The 17,723-nt window shown below is 70.0% G+C and carries 18 protein-coding genes and 1 pseudogene; 15 read left to right on the top strand and 4 right to left on the bottom strand.

All coding sequences use genetic code 11. The features are described 5' to 3' along the window. Positions 1–47 precede the first annotated feature (47 nt). From AB0I88_RS29315 to AB0I88_RS29285, 7 genes and pseudogenes are all read left to right on the top strand, one after another. A complete protein-coding gene (locus AB0I88_RS29315; RefSeq protein WP_361031581.1) occupies positions 48–1,283 on the top strand; it encodes a lyase family protein in 1,236 nt (411 codons plus the stop codon). A 56-nt stretch (positions 1,284–1,339) separates the two neighbouring features. Next, positions 1,340–1,987: pseudogene (locus AB0I88_RS29310) on the top strand (alpha/beta hydrolase); the annotation flags it as partial. A 36-nt stretch (positions 1,988–2,023) separates the two neighbouring features. Further along, on the top strand, positions 2,024–2,401 hold the full coding sequence (gene pcaC, locus AB0I88_RS29305; RefSeq protein ID WP_361031653.1) for a 4-carboxymuconolactone decarboxylase: 378 nt from the start codon (positions 2,024–2,026) through the stop codon (positions 2,399–2,401). Further along, positions 2,398–3,576: a thiolase family protein gene (locus AB0I88_RS29300; RefSeq protein WP_361031578.1), complete on the top strand. Its 1,179-nt coding sequence runs from the start codon at positions 2,398–2,400 to the stop codon at positions 3,574–3,576. The genes pcaC and AB0I88_RS29300 overlap by 4 nt, the downstream gene beginning before the upstream one ends. A 78-nt stretch (positions 3,577–3,654) precedes the next feature. After that, positions 3,655–4,326, top strand: a complete 672-nt coding sequence (locus AB0I88_RS29295; protein ID WP_361031575.1) for a 3-oxoacid CoA-transferase subunit A — start codon at positions 3,655–3,657, stop codon at positions 4,324–4,326. Then, entirely contained in the window at positions 4,313–4,933 is a 621-nt protein-coding gene (locus tag AB0I88_RS29290) for a 3-oxoacid CoA-transferase subunit B (RefSeq protein WP_361031572.1), read from the top strand. The genes AB0I88_RS29295 and AB0I88_RS29290 overlap by 14 nt, the downstream gene beginning before the upstream one ends. A 200-nt stretch (positions 4,934–5,133) precedes the next feature. Next, positions 5,134–6,549 carry a DUF234 domain-containing protein gene (locus AB0I88_RS29285; protein WP_361031569.1) on the top strand — a complete coding sequence of 472 codons (1,416 nt, stop codon included), beginning with the start codon at positions 5,134–5,136 and terminating at the stop codon, positions 6,547–6,549. Positions 6,550–6,727: 178 nt separating this feature from the next. On the opposite strand, the gene AB0I88_RS29280 is transcribed toward AB0I88_RS29285, so the two are convergent. Continuing rightward, positions 6,728–7,819: a lytic polysaccharide monooxygenase gene (locus tag AB0I88_RS29280; protein ID WP_361031566.1), complete on the bottom strand. Its 1,092-nt coding sequence runs from the start codon at positions 7,817–7,819 to the stop codon at positions 6,728–6,730. Between the two features lie 198 nt (positions 7,820–8,017). Between AB0I88_RS29280 and AB0I88_RS29275 the strand changes: the two genes are divergently transcribed. From AB0I88_RS29275 to AB0I88_RS29260, 4 genes are all read left to right on the top strand, one after another. Continuing rightward, the gene (locus AB0I88_RS29275) at positions 8,018–8,596 is read left to right on the top strand and encodes a DUF2087 domain-containing protein (RefSeq protein ID WP_361031563.1); all 579 of its coding nucleotides are present in this window, start codon (positions 8,018–8,020) and stop codon (positions 8,594–8,596) included. Positions 8,597–9,064: 468 nt separating this feature from the next. After that, positions 9,065–9,628 (top strand): hypothetical protein, encoded by a 564-nt coding sequence (locus tag AB0I88_RS29270; protein WP_361031560.1) that lies wholly within the window; start codon positions 9,065–9,067, stop codon positions 9,626–9,628. 229 nt (positions 9,629–9,857) lie between these two features. Then, entirely contained in the window at positions 9,858–10,427 is a 570-nt protein-coding gene (locus tag AB0I88_RS29265; protein WP_361031557.1) for a recombinase family protein, read from the top strand. 46 nt (positions 10,428–10,473) lie between these two features. Then, positions 10,474–11,352, top strand: a complete 879-nt coding sequence (locus AB0I88_RS29260; RefSeq protein ID WP_361031554.1) for a hypothetical protein — start codon at positions 10,474–10,476, stop codon at positions 11,350–11,352. A 614-nt stretch (positions 11,353–11,966) separates the two neighbouring features. Here AB0I88_RS29260 and AB0I88_RS29255 read toward each other — a convergent pair. Together AB0I88_RS29255 and AB0I88_RS29250 are read right to left on the bottom strand one after the other, a co-directional pair. Then, positions 11,967–12,359 carry a pyridoxamine 5'-phosphate oxidase family protein gene (locus AB0I88_RS29255; RefSeq protein WP_361031551.1) on the bottom strand — a complete coding sequence of 131 codons (393 nt, stop codon included), beginning with the start codon at positions 12,357–12,359 and terminating at the stop codon, positions 11,967–11,969. 308 nt (positions 12,360–12,667) lie between these two features. Continuing rightward, positions 12,668–13,708 carry an NAD(P)-dependent alcohol dehydrogenase gene (locus tag AB0I88_RS29250; protein WP_361031548.1) on the bottom strand — a complete coding sequence of 347 codons (1,041 nt, stop codon included), beginning with the start codon at positions 13,706–13,708 and terminating at the stop codon, positions 12,668–12,670. A 101-nt stretch (positions 13,709–13,809) separates the two neighbouring features. Here AB0I88_RS29250 and AB0I88_RS29245 point away from each other — a divergent pair, with 101 nt between their 5' ends. From AB0I88_RS29245 to AB0I88_RS29230, 4 genes are all read left to right on the top strand, one after another. Then, positions 13,810–14,697, top strand: coding sequence for a helix-turn-helix transcriptional regulator (locus tag AB0I88_RS29245; protein ID WP_361031545.1), 888 nt, complete (start codon positions 13,810–13,812; stop codon positions 14,695–14,697). A gap of 544 nt (positions 14,698–15,241) precedes the next feature. Continuing rightward, positions 15,242–15,370, top strand: a complete 129-nt coding sequence (locus AB0I88_RS29240; protein WP_361031542.1) for a hypothetical protein — start codon at positions 15,242–15,244, stop codon at positions 15,368–15,370. 149 nt (positions 15,371–15,519) lie between these two features. Next, positions 15,520–15,924 (top strand): hypothetical protein, encoded by a 405-nt coding sequence (locus AB0I88_RS29235; protein ID WP_361031539.1) that lies wholly within the window; start codon positions 15,520–15,522, stop codon positions 15,922–15,924. Between the two features lie 2 nt (positions 15,925–15,926). Beyond that, positions 15,927–16,142 (top strand): hypothetical protein, encoded by a 216-nt coding sequence (locus tag AB0I88_RS29230; protein ID WP_361031536.1) that lies wholly within the window; start codon positions 15,927–15,929, stop codon positions 16,140–16,142. A gap of 649 nt (positions 16,143–16,791) precedes the next feature. Here AB0I88_RS29230 and AB0I88_RS29225 read toward each other — a convergent pair. Beyond that, positions 16,792–17,721, bottom strand: a complete 930-nt coding sequence (locus AB0I88_RS29225; protein ID WP_361031533.1) for a LysR family transcriptional regulator — start codon at positions 17,719–17,721, stop codon at positions 16,792–16,794. Positions 17,722–17,723: the final 2 nt, after the last annotated feature.

Raw genomic sequence — 17,723 nt, 5'->3', positions numbered from 1 at the left:
GCGTTCCGGGCACCCGGCGCTCAGGCACACACCATGAGGGGTACGCGGTGAGCGATCTGTTGTGGCCCGGTGACGAACGGGCCGGCGACGTCTTCACCGACGCGGCCGTGTGCGCGGCCATGACCCGGGTCGAGGCCGCCTGGCTGTCCGCGCTCGTGCTGCACGGCGTCGCCACCCCGGACGCCCGCGACGACCTGGACGGGCTGGTCGGCCCGGACGACGTGGCGGGCGTGGCGGCCGGCGCCGAATCCGGCGGCAACCCGCTCATCCCGCTGCTCGAACTGCTCCGCACACGGCTCGGAGCCCGTAACCCGGTCGCCGCGTCCTGGCTGCACAGGGGCCTCACCAGCCAGGACGTCGTGGACACCGGGCTGGTCCTGTGCCTGCGCGACGCCGCCGACCGGATCGGTGACGACCTCGCCGCGCAGGCCGCGGTCCTGGCCCGGCTGGCCGGCGAGCACCGGGCGACGGCGATGGCCGGGCGGACCCTGACCCAGTACGCCGTACCGATCACGTTCGGTCTCAAGGCCGCCGGCTGGCTGACCGGCGTGCTCGACGCCCGGGACCGCCTGGCGTCGGCCGCGGATCTGCCGTCGCAGGTCGGCGGGGCGGCCGGCAGCCTGGCCGCCCCGGTCGCCCTGGCCGGCTCCCCGGCGGCGGCCGGCGACCTGATCGAGACCACCGCGGAGATTCTGGGCCTGCCGGTGCGCGACCCCTGGCACACCGCGCGGGCCCCGCTCACCGGTTTCGCCGACGCCCTGGTGACCTGCACCGACGCGTGGGGCCGGATCGCCAACGACGTGCTGGCCGGCAGCCGGCCGGAGATCCACGAACTGTCCGAGGGCGCGGTCGCCGGGCGGGGCGGCTCGTCGGCCATGCCGAACAAGCGGAACCCGGTGCTGTCCGTCTTGGTCAAGCGGGCCGCCCTGGCCGCGCCGTTCCTGGCCGCGACCGTGCACGCGGGCGCGGCCGCCGCCGTCGACGAACGGCCGGACGGCGGCTGGCACGTCGAGTGGGCGACCCTGCGCACACTGGCCCGCCGCACCGTGACGGCCGGCTCGCAGACCGCCGAACTGCTGGCCGGGCTCCGGGTGGACACCGTCCGGATGACCGCCAACCTGGACACGGCCCGGCCCGGGATCGACGCCGAACAGCGCTCGATCGACCCGGGCGCGGCCTCCGGCGACCCCTACCCGGGCGCCACCGACCGGATCATCGACGCCCTGATCGCCCGTGCGTCCGGCGTACCCCCGAAGAAGCGCGGAGAGGGAGCAGATTGCTGACCGCGACCACCTTCACCGACGCGCCCGGCCGGCCGTTGCTGCTGCTCGGGCCCTCGGTGGGCACCACCGCCGAGACGCTGTGGGCACGCTGCGCCGGGCGGCTCCACGGCCGCTACCACGTGGTCGGCTGGGACCTGCCCGGCCATGGCCGCAGCGCCCCGGCGACCGGGCCCTACACGATCGCCGACCTGGCAGCCGCGGTGCTCGCACTGGCCGACCGGATCCGGCCGGGGGAGGCGTTCGGCTACGCCGGCGACTCGATCGGCGGGGCGGTCGGCCTGCGACTGCTGCTCGACGCGCCGCAACGGGTGACCGCGGCCGCCCTGCTGTGCACCGGCGCCAGGATCGGCGAGGCGGCGATGTGGCACGACCGGGCGAAGCTGGTCCGGGCCGAGGGCATGGACGCCGTGGTCGCCGGGGCCCGGGAACGCTGGTTCGCGCCGGGCTTCACCGGCGGGGAGCCGCTGGTCGCCGCGCTGCGGGCCACCCACCCGGACAGCTACGCGCGCGCGTGCGAGGCGCTGGCCGAGTTCGACGTCCGCGACCGGCTCGCCGAGATCGCCGCCCCGGTCCTGGCCGTCGCCGGCGCGCACGACCGGCCGACCCCGCCGGACAGTCTGGCCGCGATCGCCGCTGGCGTCCTGAACGGCCGCCTGGTCGTCCTCGACGGCGTCGCCCACCTGGCCCCGGCCGAGGCGCCCGAGGTCGTCGCCGCCCTGCTCGACCAGCACTTCGACGAGCTGCGCGCCTCCGGCGTCAAGGTCCGCCGCGAGGTGCTCGGGCCGGCGCACGTGGACCGGGCCACCGCCGGGACCACCGCGTTCACCCGCGACTTCCAGGACATGATCACCCGGTACGCGTGGGCCGAGATCTGGACCCGCCCCGGCCTGGAACGGCGCGACCGCTCCCTGATCACCCTGACCGCCCTGATCGCTCTCGGACACCACGAGGAACTGGCCATGCACGTACGGGCGGCCCGCACCAACGGGCTGTCCGACGACGAGATCAAGGAACTGATCCTGCAGACCGCGATCTACTGTGGCGTGCCCGCCGCCAACACCGCCTTCCGGATCGCCCAGCGCGTCCTGACCGAGCTCGACGAGGAGCAGCACCAGTGACCGATTCGTTCGTCTACGCCGCCATCCGTACCCCGTTCGGCCGCTACTCCGGCGCCCTCGCCGAGGTGCGCCCCGACGACCTGGCCGCCACCGCCCTGACCGGCCTGCTCGCCAAGGCCCCGGACCTGGACCCCGGCCGCATCGACGACGTCTGTTGGGGCAACGCCAACGGCGCCGGCGAGGACAACCGCAACGTCGGCCGGATGGCGGTGCTGCTCGCCGGCCTGCCCACCAGTGTCCCGGCGAGCACCGTGAACCGGCTCTGCGGCTCCAGCCTCGACGCCGCCATCATCGGCTCCCGGGCGATCACCGCCGGCGACGCCGACATCGTGGTGATCGGCGGCGTCGAGTCGATGACCCGGGCCCCGTGGGTGCTGCCGAAGCCGTCACGGGCCTTCCCGGCCGGCAACCTGGAGGCCGTCTCCACCACGCTCGGCTGGCGGCTGGTCAACCCGAGGATGCCGGCCGAGTGGACCGTCTCGCTGGGGGAGTGCAACGAGCAGCTGGGGGAGAAGTACGGCATCTCCCGCGAGCGGCAGGACGAGTTCGCGGTCCGCTCCCACCGGCTCGCCGACCAGGCGTGGAACGACGGCTTCTACGACGCGCTGACCGTCGGAGCCGGTGACCTGACCAGGGACGAGGGCATCCGGGCCGACAGCAGCACCGAGAAGCTGGCCCGGCTCAAGCCGTCGTTCCGCCCCGACGGGACGATCACCGCCGGGAACGCGTCGCCGCTCAACGACGGTGCCGCAGCCGTGCTGCTCGGCAACTCGGCCGCCGCCTTCCACATCGGCTTCGACCCGATCGCCCGGATCGCCGGCCGCGGCGCGCACGCCCTCGACCCGCAGGAGTTCGGGTTCGCCCCGGTCCAGGCCGCCGAGAAGGCCCTGGCACGGGCCGGCATCGGCTGGTCCGACGTCGGGGCGGTCGAGCTCAACGAGGCGTTCGCCGTACAGTCGCTGGCCTGCGTCGACGCCTGGGGCATCGATCCGGGGATCGTCAACACCCGCGGCGGCGCCATCGCGATCGGCCACCCGCTCGGCGCGTCCGGCGCCCGCATCCTCGGCACCCTCGCCCACGTGCTGCGCGAACGCAACGAGCGCTGGGGTGTCGCGGCCATCTGCATCGGCGTGGGCCAGGCCCTCGCCGTCGTCCTGGAGAACTGCACTCGATGAGGCTTGTCCACGACGGTGGAGACGCCGCACCCCGGCTCCGGGCAGCATCGACTCAAGGAAGGTCGTGAACAGGCCTCAGTGAAGACACAGGTGACCGACGCGCTCACCGCGGTCAAGGAGATCAACGACGGCGACACCGTGCTGGTCGGCGGGTTCGGCATGGCCGGCATGCCGGTCGAGCTGATCGACGCGCTGATCGAGCACGGCGCCGGCGATCTCACCATCGTCAGCAACAACGCCGGCAACGGTGACACCGGCCTGGCCGCGCTGATCGCCGCGGGACGCGTACGGAAAATGGTCTGCTCCTTCCCGCGCCAAGCGGACTCCTGGCACTTCGACGGCCTGTACCGGGCCGGGAAGATCGAGCTGGAACTGGTCCCGCAGGGCAACCTGGCCGAGCGGATCCGCGCCGCCGGAGCCGGGATCGGCGCCTTCTACTGCCCGACCGGCGTCGGCACCCCGATCGCCGAGGGCCGCGAGACCAGGGTGATCAACGGCCGGGAGTACGTGCTGGAGTACCCGATCCACGGCGACGCCGCCCTGATCCGCGCGCACGTCGCCGACCGGCTCGGCAACCTGGTCTACCGCAAGACGGCCCGCAACTTCGGCCCGGTCATGGCGACCGCCGCGAAGCTCACCATCGCCCAGGTGTCGAAGATCGTCGAGGTCGGCGAACTGGACCCGGAGATCATCGTGACCCCCTCCATCTACGTGAACCGGCTCGTGGAGGTGCCCCTTGCAGACCGATGAACTCGCGCGGCTCATCGCCGGGGACATCCCCGAGGGCGCCTACGTCAACCTCGGCATCGGCCGGCCCACCGCGATCGCCCGCTACCTGAAACCGGACAGCGGCGTCATCCTGCACACCGAGAACGGCATGCTCGGCATGGGCGAGGTGGTGGGAGCCGAGGAGGCCGACCGGGATCTCACCAACGCGGGCAAGCAGCCGGTCACCGAACTGCCCGGCGCCGCCTACTTCCACCACGCCGACAGCTTCGCCATGATGCGCGGCGGCCACCTGGACGTCTGCGTGATGGGCGCCTTCCAGGTGTCCGCCGACGGCGACCTGGCCAACTGGCACACCGGCGCCCCCGACGCCATCCCGGCGGTCGGCGGCGCCATGGACCTCGCGGTCGGCGCCAAGGAGGTCTGGGTGATGATGACCCTCTTCACCAAGACCGGCGAGCCGAAACTGGTGCCGTCCTGCACCTACCCGCTGACCGGCAAGGCGTGCGTCACCCGCGTCTACACCGACATGGCGACCTTCCTCATCACCCCGGACGGCATCCGCGTCCGCGAGACCCACGACGTCAGCCGCGACGAGCTGGCCGACCGTCTCGACGTGCCGCTGCTCTGAGACCCCACCGGTGGGCGGCGGCTCAGCGTCGAGCCTCCGCTCACCGGCGGTCGAAACCCCTTCTCGGTACGACAGAGCCGCGATCCCCGGCCCGCCCCCGCCTCTGCCGCGACCTCCGGGCTGAGCGCGGTGGAGCACCTCCCGGATAGTATCGGAAGTGATACTATCGCTGAAGTGACTAACTCTGGGAGGCGCGTGTGGTGGCGTTCGTCGGACGTGACGGTGAGCTCCGCCGCCTCGACGGCCTGCTGGCCGAGGTCGGGTCCGGGGTCGGCGGTTCCCGGCCCGGTCAGTGCGTGCTGATCCGCGGGCGCCGCCGGATCGGCAAGTCCAGCCTCGTGGAGGTGTTCGCGGATCGCTCCGGCGCCCCGTCGGTCTTCTACACCGCCGCCGGAGCGACCGCCGAGGCCGAGTTGGCGGAGTTCACCGAGGCGATCCTCGGGTCCACCCTTCCGGATCGGGAGGTCTTCGACGACGCCAGCCCGGGCAACTGGAGCGCGGCCTTGCGTCAGCTGGCGAGCCTGCTGCCCGACGACCGGCCTAGCATCGTCGTGATCGACGAGACGCCCTACCTGATGGAGCGGGTGGACGCCTTCGAGGGGATCCTGCAGCGCGCATGGGACCGCGAGCTCAGCCGCAAGCCGGTGCTGTTGATCCTGATCGGGTCCGACCTGTCGATGATGGAGGCGCTGGGCTCCTACGGCCGGCCGTTCCACCAGCGCGGACGGGAGATGGTGCTCGGGCCGCTGAGCCCTGCCGAGGTGGGTGACATGCTCGGCCTGGCGCCCGCCGAGGCGTTCGACGCCGCCCTGGTCACCGGTGGGCTGCCACTGATCTGTGCAGCCTGGCCCACTGGTGCCGGTCTCTGGGACTTCCTCGCCACCGAGCTGGCCAACCCGGTGTCTCCACTGCTGGTGTCCGCGGAGCGGTCGCTGGCCGCCGAGTTTCCCGAGTCGGCGATGGCGGCCACGGTACTCGCCGCGATCGGCAGCGGGGAGCGGACCTTCACCAACATCGCACGGGCCGCCGGCGGCATTTCGCACACGACGCTGACCCGGGCCGCCGAGACGCTGGTCGGCAAGCGCATCGTCGCGGCGGAGCTGCCGGTCTCCACCCGGCCCACGAAGGAGCGGCGTTACCGGGTCACCGACCCGTACCTGCGGTTCTGGCTGACGTTCGTCCGGCCGTACCTCCCGGAGATCGAGCGGCTCCGCGGGGACATCACGCTGGAGCGGGTCCGGGCCGGCTGGACGAGCTGGCGCGGGCGGGCGGTCGAGCCGCTGCTGCGGGAGTCGCTGGCGCGGCTGCTTCCGGCCGGTTCGCTGCCGGCCGCGCCCGTGGTCGGGGCCTACTGGACGAGATCGAACAGCGTGGAGATCGACATCGTCGGCGCGGACCGGGAGCCGGTCGCCCGCGAGCTGTACTTCCTCGGGTCGATCAAATGGCTGGAACGAGCGGCTTTCGACGATCACGATCTGCTCGCGTTGCAGCGGCACCGGGCCGCCGTCACCGACGTACCGGTGCCGCTGCTGGCGATCAGCCGCGGTGGGGTGACCGCGACGGGGTTGCACGCCGCCTTCGGGCCGGAGGAACTGATGACGGCCTGGCGGCGGTGACGGGAACGGGTGGGGCGCCCGCGCTTCCCGTCGGGAAGAGTCACAGCACGTGCGTGGACGGAGCCGGGCCACGCGGGTGTTGTATCGCCTCCGTTTCTGGGGGACGGGGGACGGCTAGATCTCTGGGAGCGCTCCCATTAACCGCACTGTAACAAAGATGAACGCCGATGCGAAAGGGTCAGGCGGTGGCCGTGCAGGTGAGCGCCGGCGTCACCGCGGAACCCGAGCCCAGGAAGCCGAAGGTCGTGCTCCCGCCCGCGGCCAGACTTCCGTTGTACGACGCGTTCGCCGCCACGGCCGTGCTGCCGTTGGTGGTCAGCGTCGCGTTCCAGGCCTGCTGGACCGGCGACGTGCCCGGGTAGGTCAGCGTCACGGTCCAGCCCTTGACCGCCGAGCTGCCCGCGGTCACCTTCACCTCGCCCTGGTATCCGCCCGACCACTGCGACGTCACCGCGTGGGTGGCCGAGCAGGAGCCCGGCGCCGTCGAGGTGCTGGGCGAGACCGAGGGCGACACCGACGGCGAGACCGACGGGGACGTCGACGGCGACGAGGACGGCGACGTCGACGGCGAACTGGTGACGCCGCCGAAGTTCACGTCACTGCAGAAGTAGTACGACTGGTCCGAGTGGCTGGCCTGCCAGATGGTGTAGAGCATGGCCCGCCCGGACCGCCCGGACACGCTGGCCGGGATGTCGATCTGCACGCCGTTGCTCAGCTGGTGGGTCCACTGGGCCGCCGGCGTGTTCGGCACCGTGGTCAGCAGTTGCAGGTCGGCCCACTTGAGTGCGGTGGTCATCGGGTTGAATCCGGGTTTCGTCACGTAGACCCGGATGTAGTCGGCGCCGTGCCGCGCCCCGTCGAACAGCTTCACCGTGAAGGAGTTGCCGATCGACGTGGCCTTCCAGTCGCCGGCCACGTCCATGGCGTTGTAGCGTCCGCTCTCGGTGTGCCCGGCGCTGCAGAGCTGCCCGTCCGGGATCGCGGTCTCGTGCCGGCCGGCGACGCCCTCACGGTAGAGGCCGTTCCAGTTCCACATGGCGTTCGGGTTGGCCTGCCACGCCTGCCAGCACATCGGGTCCTCGGTGGCCATGGCCGGGTTCTGGAAGTCCGAACCCCACCGCTCGAAACAGCCGTAGTTACGGGAGGCCGGGCCGGTGACGTTGCCGTGCGCCGCGGCCGGGCCGGTCTGCACGGCGAGGACGGCGAGCGACGCGGCCAGGGCCGCGACCACGGCACTGATCAGAAACTTGACGCGTACGGAAGAAAGCATGAACTCAGCACTCCTGAGCTGGGGGACCGTCACTCGACGCGACAGGTCCGCCTGCGGGTGGACTCGCGAAAGCTGCCCATGCTTTCGCGCCGCGTGGCTCCGGCGGCGTGCTGTGTGGCCACAGCCTCGCTTAGCGATCGAGGTAAGTCAATGGAAAATTCGGGTGCCGCGCGTTCCGGCCGCGCCTACGGTGTGGGCATGTCCGTACCCGCCGCGCACGCCTCCGGGCTGCTCATGCTCCTGTCCCACCCGGCCCGGTTGCGGGCCTTCGCCGAGCTGGCCCGGCACGGGCGGGACGGCTGCACCATCTTCGAGATGACCATCCACCTGGATCTGCCCCGCGCCGAGGTGGTGGAGCTGCTGGGCCGGCTGGTCGGCGCGGGAGTGGCCACCGGCACCGGCGACGGTGTGTACCGGGTGGTTCCGGACGTGCTGCGGGAGGCCGCCCAGGCACTCGACCGGGCCCAGCCGATCGCTGCCCTGCTCTCGGAGTACCCACAGCTCAAGCCGTTCTTCTCGCACGGCCGGCTGAACAGCCTGCCGCCCACGCTGAGCGACCGTTACCAGCAGGCCGCCGAGCTGTTCGCCCGCTTCCTGGCGGTCGACGGCGTCCTGACCGAGCCGGAGGTCAACGACCGGATCGCGCGCGCCGCCGACGACGTGGCCGCGGTCCGCCGCATGCTGGTCGAGACCGGCTGGCTGGAGCGCGACCGGTCCGGCAGTTCGTACGGTTCGGCTCGTGTCCTGCCGCGCTCCCCGTCGCTGAGCAACGCCTGACCGCCGAGCGGCTGAGGCGGTCCTTGTCACCTCGCGGAGACGTGTCGGCCCTCTTGCGCGTCAGCCGGGTCAGGTGACGTCGGGCCCAGGTCCGGCCGTCAAGCCGCATCGGATCGTTCGCTCTCGCCGTGAGCCTGGTGCTTCTGGGTGCCGGAGGATGCAGCGCGGACGAACCCGTTCCCGGCGTCCCGAAGCAGCCGGCGGCGTCGAGATCCGGTTCCGGCGGGGATCTGAGTTTCGGTCTCTTCCTGGGCGACAGGATGGACTTCATCTCGTACGCGACGAACGTCCTCGTCTCCGAATGCATGGCGGGCCAGGGCTTCCCCAGCTCAAGCGGACGGGAAATCGCCGGTACGAGATGTTCGGCAACCTCCTGGCGATCGGCAACGCGCGTTTCCAGGGCTACACCTCGGAAGCGGACGCCCGGTCGCGGGCCTCCGTGAGCCCCAGGAAGCCGAGGCGCCCATCGTGCTCAGTAACGACCCCCGCTTCGACGCGGCACTGGAGCGCTGCACCCGGAAGTCGGACGACGCGCTGGGTGAGGAGAGCCGGGCCACCGTGCTCGCCTACGCCGAGCTGGGCAACGAGCTGTCGACGGCGTACGGGGCGTGGGTTCGCGAGGCCGTTCCGCGGGAGTCCGAGCCGCTTCTGGACTGTCTCGCCGGCGAGGGGTACGAGGTTCCGGACCGGCAGGCCTATCTGAAGCGCCCGTACGACTTCACGCCGTTCGGTGTGCCGTTGGGCAAGTCGCGGGGCAAGGCTCTCGACTGGACGCCGAAGCGGAAGCCGGGCACGGTGGAGGTCGGCCCGGTCAAGCCCGCCCGCGAGTACGTCCCCTCGCCGCGGGAGTCGGACCTGGCCGCCGCCTGGTACCGCTGTGACGAGAAGACGGGACGGCTGAAGAAGCTGGTCGACGGCTCGCACCAGGCCGAACCCGGGATCGTCGCCGGGCACGAGGACCGTCTCCGGGAGCTGAACCCGAAGATCGAAGCGATCGCGAACAAGGCGGCGCGACTCGTGGACCCGGCCTGACTCCCCAGGTCCCGGGCGCGGGCGTCGCGCCGCCGTCCCGGGGACCCGGTCAGTCGTGGGTGACGTTCAGCGGGGCGGCGGAGCGGGGGCCGATCGCGAGCATGGCGACGGCCAGGACCACCGAGGTCAAACAGGCCGACCGATGATCCCGGACCCTGTCAGAAACACGTCGAAAAATCAACGTCTCGGAACCCCGGGCCGTCGACGGACGAACCGTACAGTCAGGACCGTGACGGACATCGGATACGCCCGCGTCTCCACCCGCGAGCAGAACCCGGACCTGCAACACGACGCCCTCACCAACGCCGGCTGCATCAAGACGTTCACCGACGTCGCCTCCGGCGCCAAAGCCGACCGGCCCCAGCTCGCCGCCGCGCTGGCCTACCTACGCCCCGGCGACGTCCTCGTGGTCCGGCAACTGGACCGGCTCGGCCGCAACATGCGCCACCTCATCGACACCGTCAACGCCCTGCACGAACGCGACGTGCAGTTCCGCAGCCTGCGCGAGAACATCGACACCACCACCGCATCCGGCCGACTCACGTTTCACCTCTTCGCCGCCCTCGCCGAGTTCGAACGCGACCTGCTGCGCGAACGCACCGCCGCAGGACTTACCGCGATCGCCGGCCGCCGTGCCCGCGGCCGCAACGGCGGCCGGCCCCGCAAGATGACCCCGGAGAAGATCGCCGTCGCCCGGCAGATGTACGCCTCCCAGGCCTTCACCGTCGAGCAAATCGCTCAAACGCTCGGAGTCACCCGCGGCACCGTCTACACCCACCTCGACCGCGCTACGGCCTAAAGCCCCCAGGCGCGCCGCACCGCCCTCGACCACAAGGCGGCAACCCATGGCAGAACGCCCACGCAGCAAAGCCGACCACCAGCTCCAAATCTTCCTGATCCTGTGCCTGTGGCTCCTCGTCGGCTACCTGGGCTACCTGTACGCCGCAAGACCCGGCGGCTTCAGCGGCCTCGTCGATGATCCTGGCGGTGGAGACACAAGTAGCGAACACAAGGAGATCCAGGCAGGGGCCCGCAAGGACCTCGCCAATCTCGGCCTAGGCACCGTCATCGCGTACTATCCGAAAACGGTCCAGGTCGATCAGTCGTTCAAGATTGAGCTGGCGGTATGCGCGTCGCCAGTGGCCAACTGCTTGATCAACAAGGAACCAAACATCCAGATGACCAAGCCGCACGAGGTCGGCGTAGAAGCCAACGTCGCTGCCAAACTCCAATCACCCAGCAGAAATCTAGCCGTCGAATCCGACGGCAACGGCGAACGCCTCGTTTTCAAGGACACGAACGCGAAAGTCCAGCGGTGGGAATGGTCATTCACCGCGGCTCGCCCAGGCACATATGACATCACCATCGAGGTGACTCCGCAGCAGGCCATAAGCACCAGGTCGTTGGGCACGGTGTTGGTGCAAGACATCATCATCACCGCTGAGGACACCGCAGCCACGTGGTCAGCACGAGCAGCAGGGCGTATCAGCGCCTTCTTCAGCAGCGTCGGCGGGGCGCTGGCCGCCCAGTTCGCTGCAGTTGTCGGCTTCCTGGTGTATCGCCACAGCAAGCGGAACTCGCCGGCCCCTGCGGCGCAGGCTCTACCCATGGTCCAGCAGCAACCCACCTCGTCCACGGCACCTACCGCCGCACGCCGGGTGCCCCCCAAACCGAGAAAACCGGTTGCGACCACTCCTCGAAACGGAGCCCGTAAAAGACGGTGAGAGCCAAGCGCTCGGCTCCATCTCCGCGACTTTCCGAGCCGACATTTACCCGGCGCATCCACTGACATTTATCTGGCGCGCAACATTGTCAGCAGCCTGCCGCTTGAGTGACAGCCGGGATCGTCGCGAGCGTGTCAGCACGGTGGTAGCTCCAGCGACCTTCTGCATTGATCACGCTCGACGAAACTTCGGGTGGCTTGATCTGGTGGGAGGGCTGTGTTAAGCGCCAGCTAAATGTCCTGGGAGACGTCGCCAAGATGTCCGGGTAGGCGCCAGATAAATGTCAGCCGCCCACCGGACGCACGGGAGTCGAGTGGGCGGCTGGTTCGTTGGGAGGCTTGCTCGCGGTCGCACCCCGCTACTGGTCGGCGGTAGCAGCGCGCGGGCGGCCGCCGCCTGCACCTTGTCCGGGGCGCCGGGCATCCCAGTCGCGGATCTCGTCGGCGCGGGTGGGATGCCACCAGGGCGCGCGGCCGAGCTGGCCGTCCGGGGCCGGGAACGGATGGCGCTCGTAGCGTTCGCCCGGGCGAGACTCGGTCAGGTATTGCGAGATGGTCTTGGGCTCGACGTCGAGCAGCGCTGCGATCGCGTCGCCGTGGTCGTCCGTGCCGCCGTCATTGGGCGGAACCGTCGAGCAGCCACCGGGTGATGGACAGGCGCAGCAGCACCAGAGGACCGGAGTAGGACTCCGTCGTGATGTCGAAGCCCCCGTACTTGCGAGCGAAGCTCGCCACAACGCCCGGGTATTGCGGCAGCTCGTCGAGGATGTCGACGCGGGCCTGTGCGACCAGGGGCTCCCCACCGGATCCGTCGATGGCGAGCGATACCTGGTCGTTCGATCGCACGTTCGCCACTTTGCGGCTCGATGGGGAGCTTGCCACCCAGAGGTCGGCCTCGTCGTGTACGAACCAGACGGGCACCGTGTGCGGCGACCGGTCGGGCCGTACGGACGTGAACCATGCCGTCTGCGCGAGCGCGAGCCGCTCCCTGATTTCTCCATCGATCATGACAGCGCCCTTCTTTCAAGGCGATCGCCTGGGCTCTCAGGACGACGAGGTGGTCGTCCCCAGCCCAGGCGATCGCGTGTTATGAAGCCTCTGCGCGGGTTGTCAGGCACGTGATCGTTGCCGCGCGAGTTTCCGCACCCCCACGGACGTCCGAGCACCGGGAGGTGCCCCATGGAGGAAGATTGTTAACAATCGCCGGATAAGTACGGCCGCGCCTCTTGCCCTACCCATCCGGAACCTTCTCGGCCTGGGTGGCATCGCCGTCGGCGTACCTGGGCCGCTACGCGGTGGTGCCGGAGGGTGTCCGGTCAGATGGTGGCCGCGTCGATGACGAACCGGTAGCGGACGTCGGACTTCAGGACGCGCTCGTAGGCGGTGTTGATCTCGGCCGCCGTGATGAGTTCGGTCTCGGGTGCGATGGCGTGCTCCGCGCAGAAGTTCAGCATCTCCTGGGTCTCGGCGATACTGCCGATCGCGGACGCCGCGAAGGAACGGCGATTGCCCATGAGAGCGAACACCGATACCGGGAATGGCTGGGCGGGCGCTCCGAGGTTGACCAGCGTGCCGTCGAGGGCGAGCAGCGACAGGTACGCCTGCACGTCGATCGGTGCACTGATGGTGTTCACGATCAGGTCGAAGGTGTTGGCCAGCGTCGTGAAGGTGCTCGCGTCGCTGGTGGCGTAGTAGTGGTCGGCTCCGAGGCGCAGGCCGTCATCCTTCTTGCGGAGGGTCTGGGACAGCACGGTCACCTCGGCGCCCATCGCGTGAGCGAACTTGACCGCCAGATGGCCGAGACCACCGAGGCCGACGACGGCGACCTTCGAGCCTGGGCTGGCCTTCCAGTGCGCGAGCGGCGAGTACGTGGTGACGCCGGCGCAGAGCAGCGGGGCCGCGGCCGCGAAGGGAATGTTCTCGGGAACGCTGAGCACGAAGTCCTCGACGACCACGACCTGGGTGGCGTAGCCGCCCTGGGTGGGCGTGCCGTCGCGGTCGATGCTGTTGTAGGTGTACGTGGCGCCGTTCAGGCAGTAGTTCTCCAGGCCGGCGCGGCAGTTGACGCACTCACGGCAGGAGTTGACCATGCAGCCGACGCCGACCCGGTCGCCGACCTTGTGCCGGGAGACCTGCGCGCCGACCTCGGCGACGGTGCCCACGATCTCGTGGCCGGGGACCAGCGGGTAGGAGATCGGGCCCCAGTCGCCGCGGACGGTGCTGATGTCGGAGTGGCAGATGCCCGAGTAGGCGATATCGATCAGGACATCGTGCGGTCCGACGGGACGGCGCTCGATGGTAGTGGCAACGAGCGGCTCGGTGGAGGAAGTGGCGGTGTAAGCCCGTGCAGTGGTCATGGCCCCAGAGAACAGCAACATCGCGCGGGCTGGCAGAGCCGCTTGATGGGGTCATTGGCAGTGACACCCTCAGCCCTGCGGACGCGCCTAGAGTCGAAATCATGGACAACAAGACCGAGCTGCGGGAGTTCCTCGCATCGCGCCGAGCGAAGATCCGGCCGCAGGACGCCGGGCTCCCCGCAGGCACCGGTCGCCGGGTTCCCGGGCTGCGCCGCGAAGAACTGGCCGCCCTGGCCGGCGTGAGCGTCAGCTGGTACACCCGGCTCGAACGTGGCGACGCCGTCGGCGCCTCCGACGCCGTGCTGAACGCGATCGCCCGCACGCTGCAGCTTGACGAACTGGAACGCCGCCATCTGTTCCAGCTCACCCGCGGCAGCCAGCGCGGCACGGCCAAGACCCCGACCCGGCGTCCGGCGGCACCGGCGATCCGCGCGACGCTGCAGCTGGTCCTCGACCAGATGACCGATCTGCCCGCCATCGTACAGAACGACCGATCCGACATCGTGGCGATGAACCCGCTCGCGCGGGCCCTGTACTCAGGGCTGCTGTCCGGCTCCACCGGACCGTGGAACCACGCCCGATACATCCACCTCGACCCGGGCGCGCAGACGTTCTACCGCGACTGGGACCAGGTCGCCAGCCACAGCGCAGCGATGCTCCACGTCGCCGCCGCTAAGGATCCCTTCGACACCGAGCTGTCCAAGCTGATCGGCGAACTCGCCACTCAGTCCGAAGACTTCCGGGTCCGGTGGGCCTCCCGCAACGTGCACGAACACCGGGCCGGTGTGAAACGGATCCACCACGAACTCGTCGGCGACATGGAACTGGTCTACGAGACCCTCGCCCTGCCCGGAGAGCCCGGCCTCACCCTGTACGTCAACGCGGCCGAACCCGACAGCCCTTCAGCAGACGCACTGCGCCTGCTCGCGGCATGGTCCACACCGATGCCGGCACCCGCTCCGCAACGGCAGAAAGAACACCAAGACTGACCAACCCCGACAGGTCGAGGGCTGCTCGACTTCGACCCGTTCCCGGCTGGGAGATCGCCCTAGCCATGGTCACCACGTCGTACGTGTTCCGGCATGTCGACCCGGGACCGACCGCCCCGCGTCGTCATCCGCACCGCGCTCATCGACTGGCGTCGCACCTGCCGAGCCGGGCCGACGAGTAGCGACCTGAGCTGCCAAAACACCACGCTGCGCGCCGCGGGTGCCGATCGATCCCACCCATGCTGCGCCGGTGTGGCCCTGGCCCCACGTGTCGGCTCTCCTTGGCGCCCCGGCGTGAAAGATGTGAAACCGCGTGTCCGCATGATGCACGTCCGGCACCCCAATCCCACCCGACCCGAGCCCGCTGACCAGCACGGAAAGGATCCCATCTGGCTCCGCAACGTACATACGTTCGAGAGGTCACCTCATGTGCCCATCTCGGCGTGGTCGGTATGGTGTGAGAGCGCAACTCGAAGGTGCTTGATCTCGGTGACCAGATCAGCTGGGGCCGCCGAATGAGCGTCCATCCGGAGAGGAGCGCACCGTGTCAGAGGACCAGCCTGAGAAGAAGAAGCGGTGGGGGCCCAGCAACACGACGATCATCGCGATCGCCACGCTGGTCACCGCCATCGCCACCCTGATCGGGGCGCTGAACGGGAGCGGCCCCGCTTAGCCGAAGGCTGAGCAGGGCTGCAGAAGGCAGTCGGCTTCGCCCACCAAACTTTGGTCGGCGCGGAGGGCGGAGCCCACTACTGACGTTCTCATCGACTCTCGCACGGCTCTCCGGCAAAGTCAGCAGGATCTTCGTACGAGGTGTCGCTCGTGCGCCGACCCTACCCGCTGTCGGGTATGGATGCCCGACAAGAGCCCCACGTCGCATCGCGATCGAGCAGGCACAACGTCGACGCCGATGCCGTCGACGAGGACCTTGGCCAGCCCGGAGACAGCGAGCCGACCGCGTTGTGCCGCTCGACGCCGGGGGCCGGATTCGTGGCCGCTCGGGGGTCCCGCTGCGGACTGACCCGGCGGGTGGCGGGCAACGCCGGCGGCCGGGCCGCCGCCCTGAAGTGGCGCCTCAACCGCGTCCAGGCCGTGCTTGAGCACGCCGACGGCGAACTCCGCCGCCCTGGAATCCTGCACGCTGGCCACCGTCCCGACCACATCCAGGCCAGCCCCGAAGTGCTCTACAGCCTCCGCTACCGAGACCAAGCCCGTGGGTATGCGTGAACGTGAAGGCGAACTACCCCAAGGCTCTGGAATCGGTCACCGAGGCGATCAGCTTCTACAAGCCGCTCGCGCGCCAACTGCCGCAGATGTTCGCCGGACAAATGATCTCGGCGTGCCGGACCTTGGCGGATGTCCTGGATGGTCTCGGCCGGACCGGCGAGGCGGCGAGCCTGCGCCGACAGCTTGCCGAGGCGACTAACAGCCTGGATGAGGAGTGACGGTTGCCTTCAGGGAAGGTCCCTTCCGGGAATGCAATCAGCAGCCTGACGGCATGACCGCCCCGGTGACCGGCATCGGGCCCCGGCCGGATCGTGTTGGCGGACACCTCAACTTCCTCGTGCACGGACATGACTGAGTCCCCCATGTCGCGATAACAGCAAGTAACGAAAGGTGGCTCATTGCCCTGCCGACAGCGCGCGCTTGACTTGCTGAGCCGATCCTGATCCGGCGGCACGAAACCCTCTGGACCACGCAATCCGGTGGCAAGCCGACCCGCACCGCAGCCGCGTCATACGCGGTGAGGAGTGGAAGCGGGGCGGCAGGATCCACCGCGCCCAACGGCTCAAGCCGGCGACGTCCCCATGAGAGTTGAACCGGCTTCCGTCGCCCTCCGCTCGGCCGCTACGGTGAGCGACGAGCTGGCGGCCAGAAGGGATCCAGACTGTCCATCAGCGTGGAGCATGAGGTCCGCCAAAAGGGATGATCCGGTGTCCGCTGTCACGGATCGGCGGGAACGGTTTCGGGCATGAAGAGCCCCTTCTGGGAAGAGTCGAACGGCACGCGTGGCGCAGGTCACATGCGGTGGTCCTGACTATGTGCGGCCGGAGCGCATGAGCGGAAGACGGTTCCGCTGATGGGAGCCATGACTCAGGCTGATGGGCGCAACTCGGCGGACGCCTCCAGCAGCAGCTCACGCAGCCACACGTGGGCCGGATCGTTGCGGTGCATCGGGTTCCACCAGAACGCCTCGGCCACCGGCACCACGTCGAACGGGCAGTCCAGGATCCGGATCCCGGAGACCGGGGCGAGCAGCCGGGCCAGCCGCTCCTGGATGAGCGCCACCCGCCGGGTGCCGGACACCAGGAACGGCATCTGCAGGAACCCGTCGACGACCAGGTCCACCCGGGCCTCGATGCCGAGCATCCGCAACTGGCGTACGGCCGGCGCGAACGCGGTCGGGCGGTCGTAGAACACCACCCACGGCAGCTGGGCCAGCAGGTCCATGGTGAGCGTCCCGCCCACGTCGGGGTGGTCGGCGGAGACGATGCAGACCCACCGGTCGGTGTAGAGGTCCAGATAGGGCAGTCCGGTGACGAAGCCGTGCGGGATGAACAGGCCGTCGGCGGTGCGCAGCGTGTCGGTGGCGTGGTCCACGGCGTACTCCGTGGTCTGCCGCAGGCGCAGCCGGGCGCCCGGGGCCTGTGCCGTGAGCCGCCGGACCAGCGGCGGCCCGAGGACGGCGGCCGCGTAGTCCGAGGTGACAATGGTGAACTCGCGGTCGAGCCCGGACGGGTCGAACTCGGCGGTGGCGTCGAAGACCCGCCGCACCCCGGCGAGCGCCGGCCCGGTGAGGGCGGCGACGCGGGTGGCCAGCGGGGTCAGGTCGTACCGGTTGCCGGCCCGGACGAGCAGCTGGTCACCGAAGTGCCGGCGCAGGCGGCCGAGCGCCCCGCTGACGGCCGGCTGGCTGACCCCGAGCTGTTGCGCGGTGCGGGTCACGTTCCGCTCCCTCAGCAGGGCGTCGAGCGTGAGCAGCAGGTTGAGGTCGAGGTTCGCCAGCACCCGGTCGAAGGCCATCC

This window comes from Actinoplanes sp. NPDC049802 (assembly GCF_040656595.1).
Lineage (GTDB): Bacteria > Actinomycetota > Actinomycetes > Mycobacteriales > Micromonosporaceae > Actinoplanes.
The sequence above is the reverse complement of the archived record's forward strand: the minus strand, read 5'-3'. Positions and strand labels throughout refer to the sequence as shown.